The organism is Desulforegulaceae bacterium, assembly GCA_034006035.1.
Classification (GTDB): domain Bacteria; phylum Desulfobacterota; class Desulfobacteria; order Desulfobacterales; family JACKCP01; genus JACKCP01.
The window spans coordinates 26,413-45,312 of record JAVETN010000011.1; the positions used below are offsets into that span (position 1 = coordinate 26,413).

The 18,900-nt window shown below is 32.7% G+C and carries 22 protein-coding genes; 18 read left to right on the plus strand and 4 right to left on the minus strand.

The window, feature by feature from the left end; all coding sequences use genetic code 11:
- Positions 1-85: 85 nt before the first annotated feature.
- Both RBR53_09040 and RBR53_09045 read left to right on the plus strand, forming a co-directional pair.
- Entirely contained in the window at positions 86-1,417 is a 1,332-nt protein-coding gene (locus RBR53_09040) for a hypothetical protein (GenBank protein ID MDY0132802.1), read from the plus strand.
- Between the two features lie 318 nt (positions 1,418-1,735).
- On the plus strand, positions 1,736-3,064 hold the full coding sequence (locus tag RBR53_09045) for a hypothetical protein (GenBank protein ID MDY0132803.1): 1,329 nt from the start codon (positions 1,736-1,738) through the stop codon (positions 3,062-3,064).
- A 141-nt stretch (positions 3,065-3,205) separates the two neighbouring features.
- Here the strand turns inward: RBR53_09045 and gatB are convergent, their stop codons facing one another.
- Positions 3,206-4,639, minus strand: coding sequence for an Asp-tRNA(Asn)/Glu-tRNA(Gln) amidotransferase subunit GatB (gatB, locus tag RBR53_09050; GenBank protein MDY0132804.1), 1,434 nt, complete (start codon positions 4,637-4,639; stop codon positions 3,206-3,208).
- A gap of 229 nt (positions 4,640-4,868) precedes the next feature.
- On the opposite strand from gatB, the gene RBR53_09055 reads away from it, so the two are divergent.
- The 5 genes from RBR53_09055 to RBR53_09075 all read left to right on the plus strand — a co-directional run bounded on the left by RBR53_09055 (position 4,869) and on the right by RBR53_09075 (position 7,942).
- Positions 4,869-5,054: a DUF2065 domain-containing protein gene (locus RBR53_09055; protein MDY0132805.1), complete on the plus strand. Its 186-nt coding sequence runs from the start codon at positions 4,869-4,871 to the stop codon at positions 5,052-5,054.
- A gap of 118 nt (positions 5,055-5,172) precedes the next feature.
- Entirely contained in the window at positions 5,173-5,721 is a 549-nt protein-coding gene (locus RBR53_09060) for a CarD family transcriptional regulator (GenBank protein MDY0132806.1), read from the plus strand.
- 49 nt (positions 5,722-5,770) lie between these two features.
- The gene (locus RBR53_09065; GenBank protein ID MDY0132807.1) at positions 5,771-6,745 is read left to right on the plus strand and encodes an RluA family pseudouridine synthase; all 975 of its coding nucleotides are present in this window, start codon (positions 5,771-5,773) and stop codon (positions 6,743-6,745) included.
- 10 nt (positions 6,746-6,755) lie between these two features.
- A complete protein-coding gene (locus RBR53_09070; protein ID MDY0132808.1) occupies positions 6,756-7,445 on the plus strand; it encodes a hypothetical protein in 690 nt (229 codons plus the stop codon).
- A 188-nt stretch (positions 7,446-7,633) separates the two neighbouring features.
- Complete coding sequence (locus RBR53_09075; protein MDY0132809.1) at positions 7,634-7,942, plus strand: IscA/HesB family protein; 309 nt, start codon at positions 7,634-7,636, stop codon at positions 7,940-7,942.
- 142 nt (positions 7,943-8,084) lie between these two features.
- On the opposite strand, the gene RBR53_09080 is transcribed toward RBR53_09075, so the two are convergent.
- Both RBR53_09080 and recJ read right to left on the minus strand, forming a co-directional pair.
- Positions 8,085-8,516: a hypothetical protein gene (locus RBR53_09080; protein ID MDY0132810.1), complete on the minus strand. Its 432-nt coding sequence runs from the start codon at positions 8,514-8,516 to the stop codon at positions 8,085-8,087.
- A 100-nt stretch (positions 8,517-8,616) separates the two neighbouring features.
- Positions 8,617-10,320, minus strand: coding sequence for a single-stranded-DNA-specific exonuclease RecJ (recJ, locus tag RBR53_09085; protein MDY0132811.1), 1,704 nt, complete (start codon positions 10,318-10,320; stop codon positions 8,617-8,619).
- A 157-nt stretch (positions 10,321-10,477) separates the two neighbouring features.
- Between recJ and RBR53_09090 the strand changes: the two genes are divergently transcribed.
- The 3 genes from RBR53_09090 (at position 10,478) to RBR53_09100 (ending at position 12,697) form a co-directional block, all read left to right on the plus strand.
- On the plus strand, positions 10,478-10,690 hold the full coding sequence (locus RBR53_09090; GenBank protein ID MDY0132812.1) for a DUF4911 domain-containing protein: 213 nt from the start codon (positions 10,478-10,480) through the stop codon (positions 10,688-10,690).
- A gap of 11 nt (positions 10,691-10,701) precedes the next feature.
- Entirely contained in the window at positions 10,702-12,045 is a 1,344-nt protein-coding gene (gene miaB / locus RBR53_09095; GenBank protein ID MDY0132813.1) for a tRNA (N6-isopentenyl adenosine(37)-C2)-methylthiotransferase MiaB, read from the plus strand.
- Positions 12,046-12,166: 121 nt separating this feature from the next.
- Positions 12,167-12,697 (plus strand): bifunctional nuclease family protein, encoded by a 531-nt coding sequence (locus tag RBR53_09100; protein MDY0132814.1) that lies wholly within the window; start codon positions 12,167-12,169, stop codon positions 12,695-12,697.
- Between the two features lie 84 nt (positions 12,698-12,781).
- On the opposite strand, the gene RBR53_09105 is transcribed toward RBR53_09100, so the two are convergent.
- Positions 12,782-13,039, minus strand: a complete 258-nt coding sequence (locus RBR53_09105; protein ID MDY0132815.1) for a hypothetical protein — start codon at positions 13,037-13,039, stop codon at positions 12,782-12,784.
- A 140-nt stretch (positions 13,040-13,179) separates the two neighbouring features.
- Between RBR53_09105 and RBR53_09110 the strand changes: the two genes are divergently transcribed.
- The 8 genes from RBR53_09110 to cmk all read left to right on the plus strand — a co-directional run bounded on the left by RBR53_09110 (position 13,180) and on the right by cmk (position 18,796).
- Complete coding sequence (locus RBR53_09110; GenBank protein ID MDY0132816.1) at positions 13,180-13,635, plus strand: polyhydroxyalkanoate synthesis regulator DNA-binding domain-containing protein; 456 nt, start codon at positions 13,180-13,182, stop codon at positions 13,633-13,635.
- A 343-nt stretch (positions 13,636-13,978) separates the two neighbouring features.
- The gene (locus RBR53_09115; GenBank protein ID MDY0132817.1) at positions 13,979-14,785 is read left to right on the plus strand and encodes a substrate-binding domain-containing protein; all 807 of its coding nucleotides are present in this window, start codon (positions 13,979-13,981) and stop codon (positions 14,783-14,785) included.
- A gap of 16 nt (positions 14,786-14,801) precedes the next feature.
- Entirely contained in the window at positions 14,802-15,383 is a 582-nt protein-coding gene (locus RBR53_09120) for a hypothetical protein (GenBank protein ID MDY0132818.1), read from the plus strand.
- Positions 15,384-15,846: 463 nt separating this feature from the next.
- Entirely contained in the window at positions 15,847-16,272 is a 426-nt protein-coding gene (locus tag RBR53_09125; GenBank protein MDY0132819.1) for a hypothetical protein, read from the plus strand.
- A gap of 15 nt (positions 16,273-16,287) precedes the next feature.
- A complete protein-coding gene (locus RBR53_09130; GenBank protein MDY0132820.1) occupies positions 16,288-16,656 on the plus strand; it encodes a response regulator in 369 nt (122 codons plus the stop codon).
- 153 nt (positions 16,657-16,809) lie between these two features.
- Positions 16,810-17,034 carry a hypothetical protein gene (locus RBR53_09135; protein MDY0132821.1) on the plus strand — a complete coding sequence of 75 codons (225 nt, stop codon included), beginning with the start codon at positions 16,810-16,812 and terminating at the stop codon, positions 17,032-17,034.
- Between the two features lie 23 nt (positions 17,035-17,057).
- Positions 17,058-18,143 (plus strand): histidinol-phosphate transaminase, encoded by a 1,086-nt coding sequence (hisC, locus tag RBR53_09140; protein ID MDY0132822.1) that lies wholly within the window; start codon positions 17,058-17,060, stop codon positions 18,141-18,143.
- Positions 18,140-18,796 (plus strand): (d)CMP kinase, encoded by a 657-nt coding sequence (gene cmk, locus RBR53_09145; GenBank protein MDY0132823.1) that lies wholly within the window; start codon positions 18,140-18,142, stop codon positions 18,794-18,796. The genes hisC and cmk overlap by 4 nt, the downstream gene beginning before the upstream one ends.
- The last annotated feature ends 104 nt before the right edge of the window (positions 18,797-18,900 follow it).

The following is an 18,900-nucleotide window of genomic DNA, read 5'->3' on the forward strand; positions in this document are numbered from 1 at the left end:
ATATTAATAAGGAAGTTTTTTTGTCAGTAAGGGTCATTCCAAATAAAAATATTTTTTTGTTAAATTTAACTTTAAGGAGAAAAAAATGAAGAAGTTCTTTTTTGCAGCCATTGCTGCAGTCCTTGCAGTGGCAATTTCTGTTCCTGCAAGTGCTATTGAACATGAATTCAGCGGTTATTGGAGAACCAGAGCTTATACTCAGAAAAATTTTTCTGGGAGTAAAGACACCATTGGGAATAAAGACGTTCAAGCTGTTGATACAAGAACCCGTCTTTGGTATACAGCAAAGTTTTCCGATGATTTCAAGTTTGTAAATGGATTTGAAATGGATGCTGTTTGGGGTGGGGATGATAACTACTTTGATAAAGATGCAAATAAGAGTTATGGTCGCGTGGGTACCGACGGTGTAAATGTGCAAATCAAACATTCCTATGTTGATTTTAACTTTGAAAATTTCAATTTTAAAATTGGTGCACAGCCTGGATATATTGGCCGTGGTTTTATAATGGATGAAGATTTTGCAGGTGCAGTAATTACAGGAAATTACGGCAATATCACAGTTCCTTTTTACTGGATTAAAAATATTGAAGGCGGAATCGGTAAAGATAAAAATGATGGTGACCTTGATACCATAGTAATTGCTCCTGAGTTCAAAATAGACAATATGAGGATCAACCCTTATTTTGTTTGGAGTTATATGAATGATGGTGAATATGATTATTTAAATAATTTTACAGAGCAAAAATTCAAAGATTTTAACGTAGCTAACCTTGGTGTTGATGTTGATTTTGCTTTGAATGAAGATATTAATTTGTGGTTCACAGGTATTTACCAGTTTGGAAAAGCTGATGTAAGATCAGCAACTTTTGATCTTGATAATAAAAAGTATAGTAGTAAAGAAATTGATATTTCTGCATTCTTGATTGCATTTGGTGGAAACATGGATGTTGAAGGAATAGATCTTCATGGTCAGTTTTTCTATGCATCAGGTGATGATAAAGATCTAGACGGCGATTATAAGGCATTTGGAGACCTTACCCAGGGACAGTCCTATTATTGGGCGGAAATTATGGGTTATGGAATGGTTGACAACCAATGGTCAGCAGGTTCTTGTGGAGATAAAATTTCAGATATAATGGCTTTTAACTTTGGTGCTTCCATGTCTCCAATGGAAAAACTTACTGTTGGTGCTGATATCTGGGCTGCCTGGCTTGCAGAAGATGTTGTCCTAGCTGATGGTTCAAAAGAAAACTATCTTGGAACAGAACTAGACCTTTCTGCATCTTATAAGATAATGGACAATCTTGATCTAGACCTTGTAGCAGCTTACCTTTTTGCAGGTGATGCAACAACTGAGAAAGCTAAAAATGACAAAGACCCATATCAGTTAGCAGCTCAGCTTTCATTCTCATTCTAATAAAATCACAATAGTTTTTGTTTAAACAAACTAAGGCTCCTTAAAATTAAGGGGCCTTTTGTTTTATTTGTAAATTAATTTTATTAAAACCAAAAACAAATGAGTAAACACTTGTCCATGGTGATAAATTAAGGGTTTAAAAATTTAATGCAAAAATAATAATAACTGGATAAATCAACAAATCAAAGAAAGGTTTAAACGATTTGACATTTAGCCTTTGTTTTTGATATATATTAAGATATTTTTTAATTTCGGAAGGGTCATCTGAAATTAAAAGCAATTTTTTTATAATATTAATTTTAACTAGGGAGAAAAGAAATGAAGAAGTTTTTTATTGTAGCTCTTGTTGCAGTTCTTGCAGTTGCAATTTCTGTTCCTGCAAGTGCTATTGAGCATGAGTTCAGTGGTTATTGGAGAACCAGAGCTTATACTCAGAAAAATTTTTCTGGTAATAAGGACAAAGCTGAAAACCAAGACGTTCAAGCTGTTGATACAAGAACCCGTCTTTGGTATACAGCAAAGTTTTCTGAAGATTTCAAGTTTGTAAATGGATTTGAAATGGACGCTGTTTGGGGTGGGTATGATGGTCTTGATAATACAAAAAAGAGTTATGGACGCGTAGGTACCGATGGTGTAAATGTGCAAATCAAACATTCCTATGTTGATTTTAATCTTGAAAATTTCAATTTTAAAATCGGTGCCCAGCCTGGTTATCTTGCCCGCGGTCTTATAATGGACGAAGATTTTGCTGGTGCAGTAATTACAGGAAACTTTGGTAATGTATCTGTTCCTTTTTACTGGATCAAAAATATTGAAGGTGGGATTGGTAAAGATTATAATGATTTTGACGCTGACACTATCGTAATTGCTCCAGAAATCAAAATTGACAATATGAGAATCAATCCTTTTATTTCATATACTTATATGAATAAGAACTCTTCATATAAAGATGAAAATAATGTAACAAAGTATCATTATGATGTTCTTGGTGAAGGCAGGGATACAAAAAATTTACATGCAGTAAACCTTGGTGTTGATTTTGATTTTGCTTTAAGTGATAATTCTAATCTTTGGTTCACAGGTATTTACCAGTGGGGTGAGTTTGACGTTATAAAAAATGATGAATATAAAGGTCATGACATTTCTGCATACCTAATTGCTTTTGGTGGTAATCTTGATGTTGAAGGAATTGATCTTCATGGACAGTTTTTCTATGCTTCTGGTGACGATAATGGTGAAGATAGAGACAAAGATAACTTCCTAGACCTTACCCAGGGACAGTCCTACTATTGGGCAGAAATCATGGGTTATGGAATGGTTGATAACCAATGGTCAGCAGGTTCTTGTGGAGATAAAATTTCAAATATAATGGCTTTTAACCTTGGTGCTTCAATGTCTCCAATGGAAAAACTTACTGTTGGTGCTGATGTCTGGGCAGCCTGGCTTGCAGAAGATGACGAAAACAAAGAAAATTATCTTGGAACAGAACTAGACCTTTCTGCATCTTATCAGTTAATGGATAATCTTGTTTTTGACGTTGTAGCAGCTTATCTGTTTGCTGGTGATGCAACATCAGATGGAAAGAAAGGTTCAGAGAATGATAAAGATCCATATCAGTTAGCAGCTCAGCTTTCATTCTCATTCTAATAAAACAACTTAAGATTGTTGTTAGTTAGATTAGATAAATAAATTAAGGCTCCTTATTTTAAGGAGCCTTTTTTTATTGGTAAACTAGTTAAATAATTTTAAAGATTAGATTTTATTTAAACATCAGAAAGATAAATTTATTTAGCCAAGCTTTTTAGTAATCATTGGATTTACAAGTTTAGGATTTGCTTTTCCTTTGGTTTCCTTCATAACCTGTCCCATGAAAAAGCTTATCAGCTTTTTATTCCCTGATTTATATTTTTCCACTTCTTCAGGGTTTTGGGCAAGAATTTTATCAACCACAGCTTCAAGCTCACCTTCATCAGAAACCTGCTCAAGTCCTTTTTTCTTTATAATTTCATTGGGAGATTTTTGAGAAGATATACAGTCATTAAAAATTTCTTTCCCTGTTTTATCATTAATTTTTCCATCTTTAACTGCCAGAATAATTTCAGCCATAAATTTTGGTGAAATTTCTGATTTATCAGCTTCAATGTTTTTTTCTTTAAGATAAGATAAAAATGTTCCAAGAATCCAGTTTGCTGAAAGCTTTGAATCATTAACAGATTTGTTGGATTTTTCAAAAAACTCTGAAAGTTCCCTTGAAGAAGTAAGGGTTTCTGCCTGCTGATCTGAAAGATTTAATTTTTCTATAAATCTTTTTTTCTTTTCTTCTGGAAGTTCTGGAATTGTTTGTTTAATTTCGTTTTTCCATTCTTCACTTATTTCAATTGGCATAAGATCAGGATCTGGAAAATATCTATAATCATTGGCTTCTTCTTTTCCCCTCATTGAAAAGGTTTTAAATTTTTCAGGGTTCCAAAGCCTTGTTTCCTGAACAATGCTTTGTCCGTCTTCTATAAGAGCAATATGTCTTGCTATTTCATGCTCAATTCCATTTTCAACATGGCGAAAAGAGTTTAAATTTTTAATTTCTGTTCTTGTTCCAAGCTTTGTAGTTCCCTTTGGCCTGACAGACACATTGGCATCACACCTAAAACTTCCTTCTTCCATATTTCCGTCTGTAATCTGAAGGTACTTAACTATTGAATGGAGTTGTCTTAAATAATTTCCAGCTTCTTTAGCTGAGCCTATTTCAGGTTCGCTTACTATTTCAATCAGCGGAGTTCCAGCCCTGTTTAAATCTACATAGCTTACAGGATTTGATGGATCATGGATAAGTTTGCCTGCATCTTCTTCCATATGAATTCTTGTGATTCCTATTTTCTTTTTCTCATTTGTTAAGTCAGAATCAATTTCAAGATAACCTGAAAGTGCCAGGGGAAGATCCAGCTGTGAAATCTGATATCCCTTGGGAAGGTCAGGGTAAAAATAGTTTTTTCTTGCAAATACAGCTTTGGCCTGGACCTGGCAGTTTGTTGCTAGGGAAGCCATTATTGCAAATTCCACAGCTTTTTTGTTTAGTACAGGAAGGGTTCCTGGCATTGCAAGGCAGATTGGACAGGTAAACTCGTTTGGTTTGCTTCCAAATTCAGCAGGACAGCTGCAAAAAATTTTGGTGTTGGTTTTAAGTTGAACATGAACTTCAAGACCTATTACAGGTTCAAATTCCATTTTTAATCCTTAAATTATTTATTATTTTGTGGTTAAAGTATACAAAATCTGAAATCTTAGAATTGCCAACAGACTGGCAATCTATTAATTTAAAAAAGGTTGTTCCTGATTTCAAGTATTATTTTAAAAAAGAGGTGTCAATACAAAAGCCTAGTTTTATTGTTACTTAAACCCGAATTGATTAATTTTCAAGTAAGCAGCCAATAATAAAATTTATTTAGGAATTTAAATGGAATATTTTATCAGTTTATTAGGAATGGTTCTTGTGGTTGAAGGTCTTGTTTATTCTTTGTTTCCTTCAGGACTTAAAAAAATTGTTATAATGGTGTTATCCATGGAAGAAAAACAAATTAGAACCATGGGGATAACTTTTATGTTAATCGGCACTTTTATTGTCTGGGCTGCCAATGCCTGAATTGTAAATATATATAAAAAACAGAAACTTATTTTTTTAGCTGCTTGATATTTCTTAATAGATATGGTATATATACTTTTTGGTAAATTGGCATTAATCTCAAAGAAATGGTGGCAAAATGGAAGAAAAAGAGATGGTTCAAGCTTCATCAAAAACTTTTTCCGTAGGGGAGCTTGCTGTTTACCCTGCTCATGGTGTTGGACGAATTGAGTCCATAGAAACCAAGGAGATAGGCGGAACCAAACAGGATTTTTATATATTAAAAATTCTTGAAAATGGAATGGTTATAATGATCCCCACTGTAAATGTGGATTCAGTTGGATTAAGAGATGTTATTGAGGAAAGTGACATTGCTAAAATTTATGAAGTTATGCAAGACACTGATTCAATGACAGGGGAAACTCAGACATGGAATAGACGTTATAGAGAGTATATGGATAAACTTAAGACCGGCTCTATCTATGATGTGGCCGAAGTTTTCAGAGATCTCTTTCTCTTAAGAATTACCAAGGATTTATCTTTTGGAGAAAGAAAGCTTCTTGATACAGCCCAAAGTCTTCTTCTTAAAGAACTTTGTCTGGCAAGAAATTCAGATGAAGAAACAATGATGGCAGAAATTGAAAATCTTTTTGCAGATGAACTGGCAGAAGAGCCAAAAGAATCATAAACAAATCTTTTAAAGTTTGATTTTAGCTCAAACCGATCCTGTTCCCGATATGAATACATTTGAAAACCCAAAAGCCTCACAAGGCTCAGTGTTTGAGCTTTTAGTAACTCCCGAAGATGAAAGAAAAAGAATTGATGTTTTTCTTTGTACAAACTTAGACTGCTCAAGAAACTTTGCTTCAAATCTTGTTTCAGATAAAAAAGTTTTTGTAAATGGTGAAAATGTCAAGGCTTCCTACAAGATAAAAATAAACGATAAAATTTCTGGCCGGGTTCCCAAAATCCGGCCAATTATTCCCAAACCTGAAAATCTTTCACTTGATATTATTTATGATGATAAATACATTTCAATAATTAATAAGCCCCCTAAAATGGTTGTTCACCCAGCTCCGGGACATTTGTCATCCACCCTTGTAAACGGGATTTTATATGAATTTGAAAATATGGATTTTTCTTTTAACTCCCTAAGACCTGGAATTGTTCACAGGCTTGATAAAGATACCAGCGGTGCTATTGTTATAGCAAAAACTCAAAAAATACAAAAAGAGCTGGAGCAAAGCTTTAAAAATAGGGAAGTTGTAAAAAAATATTTTGTCCTTGTCCATGGAAATCCCCCTGAAAAATTTATTGTGGAAAAGCCAATTGGCAGGCATTTGACCAAAAGAAAAAAAATGTCTGTATCTTTTGAAAATGGAAGAGATGCCTTAAGTTATTTTAAGGTTATCAATTGTTTTGGGGATATTTCCCTTTTAGAAGCTGATATAATCACAGGGCGAACCCATCAGATTAGAGTTCATTTATCGTCAGAGGGTTTTCCTGTTTTAGGTGATGAGCTTTATGGATACAAACATCCAATGAAACATTTAAGTGATAAGAGCAGGGCAATTGTAAAAAAACATCTTTCCCGTCAAATGCTTCATTCTGCTTTTCTTTCCTTTAATCATCCCTATACAAAAGAAAAAGTAAGTTTTGAAGCAGATTTTTTTGAAGATATGAAAAAAATAATAAGTGAATTAAAAACCTGAAAAACTAGCTATGGAAAAAAAAGTTTTTATAAACATTGATAAAAATAGAAATACTTCTGCAATTATAAATCTGCCTTTGTCAAAGGGCTGTTTTTCAGGATTTGTATTTGTAATTGCCCATGGCTCAAGTAATGATAAAAATCATGAGCTTATTAAAGGGGTTTCTGAAATTTATTCTTTAAACGGAGCAAAAACAATTAGGTTTAATTTTTTGTTTAGAGAAGAAAATAAGTTTTCAGGGGATATAAAAAAGGATAATTCTTTAACCTATTTAAAAGTCTTTGAATATGCAAAATCAAGGCTTGCTTCTAAAAATGACTTTGTTTTTGCCTGTGGAAAATCCCTTGGGGCAAAAGTTGGAGCAGAGCTTATTTCTTCAAAGCTTATTTTTCCCCATGGATTTATTTCCTTTGGATATCCTCTTCATTCCAAAAGCTGTTTTTTAAACTTAAAGCTTGATCCTTTAAAAAATATTTTTGTTCCTTCAATTTTTTTTACAGGAGAATTTGATCCTCTTTGTAAAAAAGAACTTCTTTCAAGGGGTTTGGCTGAACTTAAAATTAATTCAAAAATTTATTTAATAAAAAATGCAGATCATGGGCTTGGAATTGACAAAAAATATACTAGCTCAATTTTTAAAGAAATTTATAAGGCAAGCTTGGAGTGGATAAACAGCTGGATAATAAAAAAACAAATCTAGAAACATTGATAAGCTTTTAGCCTTTTGTATTATAAAAAACTATTGATTTTTAAACTTAGATTTGAAATTTGAATTTGACAGATCCTGAGAAACTCTTAAATTACTTTATAAGCAACAAAAATGTTCATGGGTATTTAAATTTTTTAAATTCATGAATACATTTTTTACAAAATAAATAGGAGAATTCCATGTTTAAAGTTACCAATCCAGCACAAACTGAAATAGCGGCTTATTTTGCAGATAAAGAACTTAAACCTCTAAGGGTTTTTTTGCACCCTGGAAGCTGTGCAGGGCCTGAGCTTTTAATGTCTATTGATGAAAAAAAAGAAGGGGATAAAAGTTTTAAAATTAATGGAATAGAGTTTGTTATTGAAGAAAAACTTCTTAAAGATGTAAATCCTGTGGAAATAGATTATTTGGAAACAGGGTTTAAAATAAGCTCTTCTTTAAAAGCAGATCTGGGGTGTTCCGGCTGTTCTGGAGGCTGCGGGGTTTAAATATTAATCCTGGATTTTAAAATAATGAAAATATTTTTCTAGCTTATTCCCGGGTTTTGCCCGGGAGTAAGTTAAAAAATAAAAATTTTATAAAATTTCAAATTAAAAAACAAACAAATTACTAAAAAAATTCAGCTTTTAATCAAGACCTTGATTTAAGAAGATGTTTTTTTACTTCAGAATTAATACAGGAATAAATTTCACGATCATCTCCGTAAATATCTATGATATCCCTGTGGTTTATCAAATCTTCAATTATAAATGCAGTTAAATACAAAGATACAAAGTTAGGGTTTGGTACAAGCCCTCTTATTGGTGCCACTTTGTAGTCAATGTCAAAGTCTTCGGCTTTTGAAAGCTCTTCAAGACAGGAAAATATCTGCTTTTGAAGTCCGTTTTTATTGTTTGTTTCAATTAACTCTTTTTCAATTAATTTCATTGAGATGGAGTTGCTTAACGGATCTGCTTTTTCTTTAAGCTGATAAAGAATCTGTTGTCTTTCTCTTTCCCTTGAAGATTCAATTCTTGAAAGAATTTGGGATTCACGTGAACTTGGTCTGAAATTTTTCGCCATTATATTCCCTTTCTATTTTAGTGGGCGGGAAAATATTTCGATTTTACATATATTAAATAAAAAACTAAAAGCAAGTAAAATTTTACATTTATTATTCTAATTATTCCCAGGCTTCAATTAAAAGATTGAATTTGTTTTTTGTATATCTATCTTCTACAGCTTTTATTAAAACCTGATTTAAATGAGACGGAGGGTTTTCTTTAGAGTTGAAGATAAACCCTGTCATTTTGTTTTGATTAACACATCCTGGCTGAAAAAGCTCAAGTCTTGAATGGATTTCTTTTATTTTTGTTCTTGATTGGATTATTAAGTTTTTTGCAATAAAAAGTGGATAGGGGTTTGATTGTCCAAAGGGCTCAAGAATATCCAGTTCTTTTAAAAAATTTGGCAGGAGTTGATCAAAAGTAATTACATCTTCTGCCTGATGAACCGGGGTAAGACTGGCTGGTAAAATGTTTTTGTTTGAATAATCTATCAAGGATTTTGAAAATTCATTGTAGTTTTTAAAATCCAGTGAAAGACCTGCTGCCTGAGAATGGCCTCCAAAGTTTTCAAGGTAATTGTTTTGTGAAACTATAAGATCATAAATTGAAATGTTTTTTATACTTCTTGCCGACCCCTTAACAAAAGAATCTTTTTTGCTCAAAAGTATAGATGGTCTATTGTATTTTCTTGTTATTTTTGATGCTGCTGTTCCAAGGACTCCGGGTGCCCATTTTTCTGAGATAAATAAAAGAATTTTATTTTTCAAATCTTTTGGAGTCATTTGTTTTTCTATATCTTCTACAATTAAATTTTCCTGTTTTTTTCTTTCTTCGTTAAGCCTGTCAAGATTGTTGCAGATAGAAATTATTTCATTTGAATCAGATGATAAAAAAAGCTCAACACAGATTTTTGCATCAGACAGTCTTCCTGCAGAGTTAAGTCTTGGTGCAAAATAAAAAGCAATATCCTGGGAAGAAATAGAGTTTTTGTCAAGGTTCCATGATTGTAAAATCAGTTTTGGAAGTTTGTCATTGGTGGTTTTTAAATAATCAAGCCCGTATTTAGCAAAGATTCTGTTTTCTTTTATAAGGGGAACAACGTCTGCAATGGTTCCTATTGCACACAGCCATAGGTAGGAGTTTAAAGAAGGTTCTTTTTTTTTGTTAAAGAAATTGTTTTCCCTCATGGTTTTTCTAAGCTGAATTAAAAGATAAAAAGCCACTCCTGCTCCTGCAAGATGGGTGAGCCCGGAGCTGCAGTCTTTTCTCCATGGATTTACTACTGAATGGGCATTTTCAGGAATTTCAGGGATTTGGTGGTGATCGGTTACTATTGTGTCAATTCCCTGACTTTTTGCATAGTCTATGGCCTCTTTGTCTGAAGAGCCGCAGTCAACTGTTATTATAAGACTTACCTGCTTTTTTTTAAAAGAATCAACAAATTTTGATTTAAACCCGTACCCGTCTTTTTCCCTGTGGGGAATAAAGTAAAAAAGATTTTTAACATAGGGTTTTAAAAATTTGTATAAAATAGCAATTGAAGTTATCCCGTCAGCATCATAATCTCCGTAAATTAAAATATTTTCATTGTTGATTATGGCTTTTAATATTCTGGAACAGGCTTTTTCTATGTCTTTTATTTCCCAGGGGGGAGTGATTTTTTTAATATCAGGATAAAGAAATGATTTTAAATCTTTTAGTGAAGATATATTTCTATTTGCAAGAAGTGTTGAAGCAAGAAAGCTAAGCCCTGTGGTCTTTTGAATTTTATTTATCTGATCTGCAGGGGGCTTTAATGTATTCCATAAAGATTTTTGCATAGGTCTCATCATGATTTCAGAGTTGGCTTTTTTTAAAAAAAATTATATATTACCAAATTGAGCTTTTTAAGGTCAACCTTGAAAAGATCTCAAGTGGGATAAAAAGTTTAGTTTGGTTTTAGTTTAATTTTATTAAAATAGCAACAAGCGGGTTTAAATGGGTAATTGTGAGTTGGTTGAACTTAAAATTGAAAAAAAAGATATAGCTCTTTTAAAGTTTATATTTGAGGCCTACGAAGGAGCCGGGCTTACAACCACCCTTGATGCATCTTTGGGTAAAGTTGCTGTGATTACTCCTCCGGGCTTTAGAGAAGAAGTTTTTGAGATTTTACATTCTTTAAAAAATACAATAAATTTTAAAATAGTGTGATTTGGAGTTTTATGAAATCAGTTTATATTTTTACTTTGGGATGCCAGATGAATGTTTATGATTCTGAGCAGATTCTTCGTCTTCTTCATCCCCTTGGATATTCTTATGTAGATGATCCTGAAAAAGCGGATCTTGTTATTTTAAATACCTGTTCAATAAGACAAAAAGCTTTTGATAAGGGATTTAGTTTTCTTGGAAGGGTGAAGAAAAGAAAAAAGCTTGGTGATCATGTTTTAATTGGAGTTGGGGGATGTGTTGCCCAGCAGGAAGGTGAAAAAATTATTAAAAGAGCTCCCTATGTTGATTTTGTATTTGGGACCTCATCAATTCACAGGCTTCCTCAAATTGTAAAAAGAGCAGAACAAGGGGAAAAAGTTTCAGATATTTCAGAAAAAGAGGAAATTATTGAAACTGGAAGCAATCCCAATCTTCCTGATGAATTAACTCCTTCAGGTTTTGTTTCCATAATGAGGGGATGCAATAATTTTTGCACTTATTGTATTGTGCCTTTTGTAAGGGGACGGGAAAAAAGCAGAAACCCTGATGAAATAATATCTGAAATAAAACGCAGAGCCCTTAAAGGGATGAAGGAAATTACTCTTCTTGGACAAAATGTCAATAGTTATGGAAAGTCTGGAGGTATGCCTGATTTTCCTGATCTTTTATATTTGGTAAGTGAAATTGAAGAAATAGAAAGAATCCGGTTTGCCACTTCACATCCAAAAGATCTTTCTTCCAAGCTTGTTGATTGTTTTAAAAATATAGAAAAACTTTGCAGACATTTTCATATACCGGTTCAGGCAGGCTCAGACAAAATACTTTCTGCCATGAATAGAAAATACAGTGTAAAGGATTATCTTGAAAAAATAGCTGCCCTAAGAAAAGCATGTCCTGGAATTGAGCTCAGCACAGATATAATAGTGGGGTTTCCCGGAGAAACAGAAGCTGAGTTTAATCAGACCTTAAATCTTTTAAAAGAAGTTTCTTATGATAATGTTTTTGCCTTTGCTTATTCTGACAGGCCTGGAACAAAAGCTTCTTCCTTTGAAGATAAAATTGAGCTTAAAATAAAAAAAGAAAGGCTTAACAAGCTTTTAGATATTCAAAAGGAAATTACAAAAAAGAAAAATATGGATTTCCAGGATAAAATTGTCAGTGTTTTGGTTGAAAGGCAAAGCTGTCAGGAAAATAAACTTTCTCTATCAGGAAGAACCTTTGGAAACAGAATAGTTCATCTTCAAGAAGATTTGGGGTCTTTGGATGAAATTAAATTGTTCAAAGGCAAAATTGTTGATGTTAAAATTAAAAAAACCCTTGGACATTCTCTTAAGGGAGAGCTTTTGGAAACTTTCTAGATTTTTTGTTTTTTTATAAAATATGCAATTAAAAGTTTTTTGGTGTATAATTTGTTTGTTGTGTAAATGAATTTAGATTTTAAATTGATATTAAAAACAATAACTAAAGTGGTATTTGTATATGATATATGAAATGGAAGTAGCGGGAATGGGAATTGATTCTGAATCTCAATCGCCTGTTCTTCTTCTCAGGCAAATCAGCGGGGGAGATCCTGTTCCTATTTTGATCGGTCTTTTTGAGGCGGCCTCAATTGTAATGGCTTTAAAAGATGAGATTCCCCAGCGTCCCATGACCCATGATCTTTTTTGTAATTTTATAAAAGATCTGGGAATGTATGTAGAAAAAATTACAATTTATGATTTCAAAAACGGGGTGTATTATTCAAATATTTATTATAAAAGTAAAAAAGCTCCTGATTTTAGACTCCAGACAGATTCAAGGCCAAGTGATGCTGTAGCTCTTGCCTTAAGATTTAAGGCTCCTGTTTTTATGGATGAAAAAGTTATAGCAAAGGCTGGTGAAAGTTTTAGTCTTGAACATAGTGATGATTTTGATGGTTCAGAGCCTGTTGATAAAAGCGAAGAAGGCAAAAAGTGGGCTGAGTATCTAAAAAATCTTTCTGATGATGAGTTTGGAAAATACAAGATTTAAGTTTGCGGCCTAACTGATAAAAGTTGGATTAAAGTACGGGGGATCCTTCTGTTATTATCAGTTAAGGCCGCATATTTTATATTTCTATTCTATTATTTTTTTAATATTTTGAAAACCTTCGTCAATCATTTTTTTAAAATTTATCTGACCTTCCTTGTAGGCATCTTTCCATTGCTCAAGGATTTCTATTCCCTGGCCGCCAAAATCTTTGGCAAAGGGAAGGCTAAGGATATTTTTTGTAAATTTTTCGCTGTACTCCTGGTATTTTTCAAATGTTAAGTGTGCATGGTTTAAATTGTCCTGGTTAAACTTAAGACATTCTTTTAAAAAGCTTTTATTCATGGTAACTATCTCCGTTTGGTTTTTTAAATTAAATTTATGTTGTGTTGCACCATTAAATTTAACTATGATTGCTTGTTTGTCAATTTTGCTTCAATTTTAATATAAAATATTTTATTTTGCAATGCAAAAAAAGGTGGGAAATGGAAACTGTTCTTGTAAAAAAATATGCCAATAGAAGACTCTATGACACAGTTCAAAGTAAATATGTGATTATTCAGGAGTTAAGAGAGATCATAAAGTCAGGTAAAATGGTCAGGGTTATAGATGTAAACACTGAAGAGGATGTTACAGCTTTTATTCTCACTCAAATCCTTTTGGAAGAGGCAAAAAAGAAAAATGCCCTTTTACCCGAATCTCTTCTTCATCTTATTATTTGTTATGGGGATAATGTTTTGAGTGATTTTTTTGAAAGGTATCTTCAAAAGGTAATTAATAATTATCTTCATCAAAAATCAATGTTTGATGAACAATTTGGCAAAATGCTTGATCTGGGTATGGATATTTCAGGGATGGCTAAAAAAACCATGGATGGAATGACTCCTTTTAAGCCGTTTATGGATTTTTTTAATACAAATGATAAAAAAACAAAAAAATAACTGGATGGATTTGTATTTTTAAAGTAAAAATTTATGAAAAATCAATCTTTTGTCTTAAATTCCATAAAGTCTTTCAGAGTTTTTTGTTAAAAAGCCGGGTTTTGCTTGGTTGTTAAATAAATTTCTTTATTTTTTACCGGGTCAAGATTATAGTTGATTTGCTCAACCCTTTAAAATTTTTAAATATCCAGGCTCTTTGTCTTTGGCTGGTATTTTCAGACTTGTTTACTCTATAAATAATTCAGCTTTTCAAGTTGGTTAATTTTTGTTTATTTGCGTGGGATGGGCCTTTATATAAAAAGATATTTGGTCTGAATTTAAATGAAAAAGAAGGAGATTTTAAATGTACAAAAGAGCTTTTCGCCGGTTTTTCTTTTTTACGATTTTTTTTATTTTTTCAGTTTTTTTATCAAATCTTTATGCCGAGAACAAATTAAAGTTTAGCTGTTCTGCCCAGATAGCTGAAGCCCTTGGCAAAGATGTCCTTGAAATTTTGAAAGACAAAAGAGGAATAGTTTTTGACTTGAGAATAGTTTCTTCTGCTACTGCCTTAAACAGGCTTGAGAACGGCTTTTCAGAAATAGCTGCAGTTACCCTGCCCATTTCTTTTGAAATGCTGGAAAAAGGATATGTTTCAATACCTTTTTGTAAAGATCCTCTTGTTATAATAGTCAATAAATCTTGTCCTGCTGACTCGGTTAAATCAGTTCAGGTTAGAAAGATTTTTTCAGGCAATATTTCAAACTGGAAAGAACTGGGCGGTGATGATTTTGAAATTACAAAAATTATCCCCTGCAAGGACACAGGTGCTTTCAAAAACTTTGAAAGACTTTTTATGGGTTTGAAGCCGGTTGCCTATGATTTTATGAGCTATTCTTCAGTTGATACAATCAAAGGTGTTGGCTCAATTGAGGGAGGCATCTCTTTTATCTCCCATGGAGCCGCTGTAAAATCAGATAAAATTAAAATCCTTAATATAGATAAAAAGTCAGCCTTGAGTGGTAAATATGATTATTTTCAGACTTTTACCTTTGTAACAAAGGGTAGGCCTTCCGAAGCCTCAAAGGAACTTATTGATGTGGCTCTTTCTAAATCAGGGCAGGAAATTATGAAGCAAAAAGGGATGGTTCCAATTTTTACAGGCCAATAAACATAAGGGAATGAATATGAAAGTAAATTTAATATTATTGGCTGTTTTTGTGCTTATCTTTTCAGGATGTGCTTCTTTTACAACAGCTGCCTGGCCTCCTGTTGAAAGAGAAGTTGTTGGTGAAACCACAATTGTTGATGAAAAATCCAGTTATGATTATAGTCTTGAAACCAGGGATAAACGTTTTTTTGTTGTTGGAGTGCCTTATTGTCTTGAAAAGGAGTCTGTTTATAAGGTCAGTCAAAAACAGCATAGAGGAATTGTTTTCATTGTAATAGAAACTCCTATCTGGGGCCTTGGACTGGCGGACTGGGTGTTATCTTATATGATTTCTGAAAACAGTTTGAAAAAAGAACTTCTGGGATATAAACCCACAGGAATGAAAAAAAAGTGCGAAAACCAAATTGAAGTCTTTCCTGCCCAAGGGGAAATAATTATCCAAAACTCCAATTCAGGGGAAATTTTTTGGACTTTAACCGATGAAAATGGTGAGTTTTTTCTTGATACAATTATTGGAGAATATAGCGGGAGGAGTTCCTGGAATGTTTTTTTCAATCTTAATGATGAAATTCGATATCTTACAAGTTTTTGGTGGTAGGCTGAAAAATAAAGCCTGTTTTGTTTAAGGTTGTTTTTTCAAAAGAAATATTGACGCAGTCAAAATTGCAAGGCTTAAAAGAATTATAAAGCTTGAAGAAAAAAATAAAATTATAAAAAAAAACGGATTTTCCAAAGAGTAGGTTTTGATTAAGGAAAAAATTCCAAAGAAAAGAAAGAAAACACTTAAAATCAAGCTTGGTTTTTTTAAATAAAACTTTATATTTCCCAATTTCTACCTCAGATTTTATGATTTGTAATTTTAATCAAATTGACATTGGTTAATATACTTATAGGGTTTTAGTTTTTTTGCAATGTTTTTATCAGCGGTTTTCTTACCTGGGCTGATTCAAATTCTTCTTGATGATTGTAGTTATAGTTTGTATATTGCTAATTACTAAAAAAAACAAATTTTCTTTTAGCCAGTCCAGTCAAAATTAAATTTTAAACTTCAGGGAAATTTTATGCAGGACTCTAATTTGTATTTATCTTCAGATAACGGAATGAAAAGGGAAGAATTTTTTATTGAAAGAGTCAAGCTCCTTATTGTTATGAGTAAAGCCTTTATCAAAGGTTATCCTCTTGACGGTTACAGAAAAGAAGCTGTGCTGAACAATGCTGAGCAGGTTTTTTTTGAAACAGCTGACTGGGGCGGCCAATATTTGAATGTAAGGGAAAAGGATTTATATATAAAAGGGCTCAAACCGGATAATTACTTTTATCAGCGAGTAAAGCTCCTTGCTCTTATGGCGAAAAGTTTTGCTGAAGGTAATCCCACTGGATATTTCAGGGTTAAAGCCGCTGAAGATACAATCGAGGAAATAGAAAAGGCTCTGAAACTGAATCAGGATGAAGATTTGCTGGACTGTTTGTCATTCAAGGTAGCCTGACGGAGAAAGTTGCGGATGGAAAATGTAAAGATCATGGTTGTGGAAAACAATCCTATGGTTAATTCTCTGATAAAAGATGTGATGATGTTTTGTGTCAATAGGGAGATAATGTCATTTTCTAGTGATGATGAAGCAATAAGATATATGCAAAGCTCCGGAATTGTCCCAGACCTTGTTATTTCCAGGTATAAAAATCAAGGGGTGAGTCCGGGAAAAATTGTAGGTTATATAAAAGCCAAAAATAAAAAATCGATTTTTGTTTTTTCATCTGATGCTGAAAATGATAAGGAAAGAGTACAAAAAGATGGTGGCGATGCTTTTTTGTCCATTCCTTTTTCTATTTCAGATCTTTTTAAAATAGTTGATGATTTTGTTGTTGGCTGAGTTGTTTTGTAAATGTTTTTAATAAAACTTAATTATAATCTCAATCCAGCCAAGGTTGTATTGTTTTTTTGTTTGATATTTTTTGCTTCTTGCCAGGGCAAGCCGGAACTTAAGTATTCTGCGGTAATTGTTATAAAAGGCAGGGAAGTTAAAATGACAATTTATGGACCTTATTACGATGTGATTAACCAAACTACTGAGTTAGATAATGTTTTGAATAAAATACATAAAAATCATTCAGCAAAAACAGTTCTTATACGAATCCTCCCTTTAAAAAATTATAAAAACGATAATTTGTTTACAGAATATACAATTTCAAAAGTAACCAGCTATTTTGACTTGAAAAATATAAATTATGAAATTAGAGATGAAAGATAAATTTAAATCAGCCGGAGATTTTTATGAAGATAGATCCACCAGAATATATTAAAAAAATAAAACCCTATAAGGCAGGAAAACCAATTGAAGAGCTTGAAAGAGAATATGGAATTAAAAATGCAGTAAAGCTTGCTTCAAATGAAAACCCTCTTGGCCCTTCTCCAATGGCGGTAAAGGCAGTTAAAGAATTTGCTTTCCAACTCAATAGATATCCTGACAGCTCTGGATATGAACTTTCAGCCAAAATTTCTTCAAAATTTAATCTTCCCTTTGAAAATATAGTTTTAGGAAACGGTTCAGATGATATAATTGCTCTTTTGTGCAAAGCTTTTGTCAATGAAACCAAAAATGTTATCATGCCTGACCCTGGATTTTTAATGTATGAAATCTCCACAAGATCAGAAGGGGGAACTCCAGTTAAGGTACCTTTGAAAAACCTTTGTCTTGATCTTGATAAAATGGCAGATCTTTGCAATGAAAATACAGCTATTGTTTTTATAACAAATCCCAACAATCCAACCGGAAGCTTTATTTCAAAGGAAAAGTTTGAAGAGTTTTTAAATAAAATTCCCCCAAATGTAATTGTTGCTTCAGATGAAGCTTATATGGAGTTTTCTGAGTTATCTTATTTTTCTTGGGAACTGATAGAAAAACATGAAAATCTTGTATCCATGAGAACTTTTTCAAAGGCATATGGTTTGGCTGGTTTAAGAATTGGGTATGGAGTTATGAATCCTTTTATTTCCGGGATTTTAAATAAGATAAGACAGCCTTTTAATACAAGCCTTATTGCTCAAAAGGCCGCTTTGGCAGCCTTAGATGATGATGAGTTTCTTTTAAAAACAAGAAATCTTGTTTTTAGTGAAAGAAAAAAACTTTCAGAAGAATTTCAAAAAATGGGACTTCTTTCTTTTAAAACAGATGCAAATTTTATTTTGGTTGATCTTGGAAGGTCAGCAGATGATGTTTATGAAAAGCTTTTGCAAAAAGGAGTAATTACAAGATCCATGAGTTCTTATGGTTATCCCCAGTATTTAAGGGTGACAATAGGTCTTGAAGACGAAAATCTTTTATTGGTCAATTCCCTTAAAGAGGTTTTAATTAGTTGAAAAAACACATAATAACCATTGACGGTCCTGCTGCGGCAGGAAAAACTACAATAAGCAGGTCTATTTCAAAAGAGCTTGGTTTTTTGTATGTTGATACAGGTGCCATATATAGAGCTCTTGCCTTGTTCATGAAAAACAAGATGATAGATTTTGAGGATAAAACAAAGGTAGAAGAAAATCTTTTTGCTAAGATAAGGCCAAAAGGTGAAAAAGTTTTTTTAGATAACAAAGATGTTTCATCATTTATCCGAACTGAAGAAATATCCATGGGAGCATCCATAATTTCTTCCTATGAAAAAGTCAGAAGCTATCTTCTAAATGTCCAAAGATATATAAGCTTAGAATTCGATTGTGTTTTTGAAGGAAGGGATATGGGAACAAGGGTTTTTCCTGAAGCTGAATTTAAGTTTTATCTTGACGCAGATCTGGAAATCAGGGCCAGGAGAAGGTTTTCTCAACTTAAGGAAATAGATGAAAACTCAGTTTACGAAACTATTTACAATGATCTTAAAAAACGTGATCTTCAGGATATGACAAGGAAACATTCTCCGCTGAAACCCGCTCCTGATTCAGTGGTTATAGATTCTACTTCAATTGATCTTGATCAAGTCTGTGAAAAAATGCTCAAAGTCATAAGGTCGTCGATTTCATAAATTTAGACCGATTGCTAAACTAATTCATTGAAAATACAAAACTAATTTGTTTTTTCTTGATGTATTCATTCTGATTTGTTAAAGAAACAAGATTATGTTTTCTT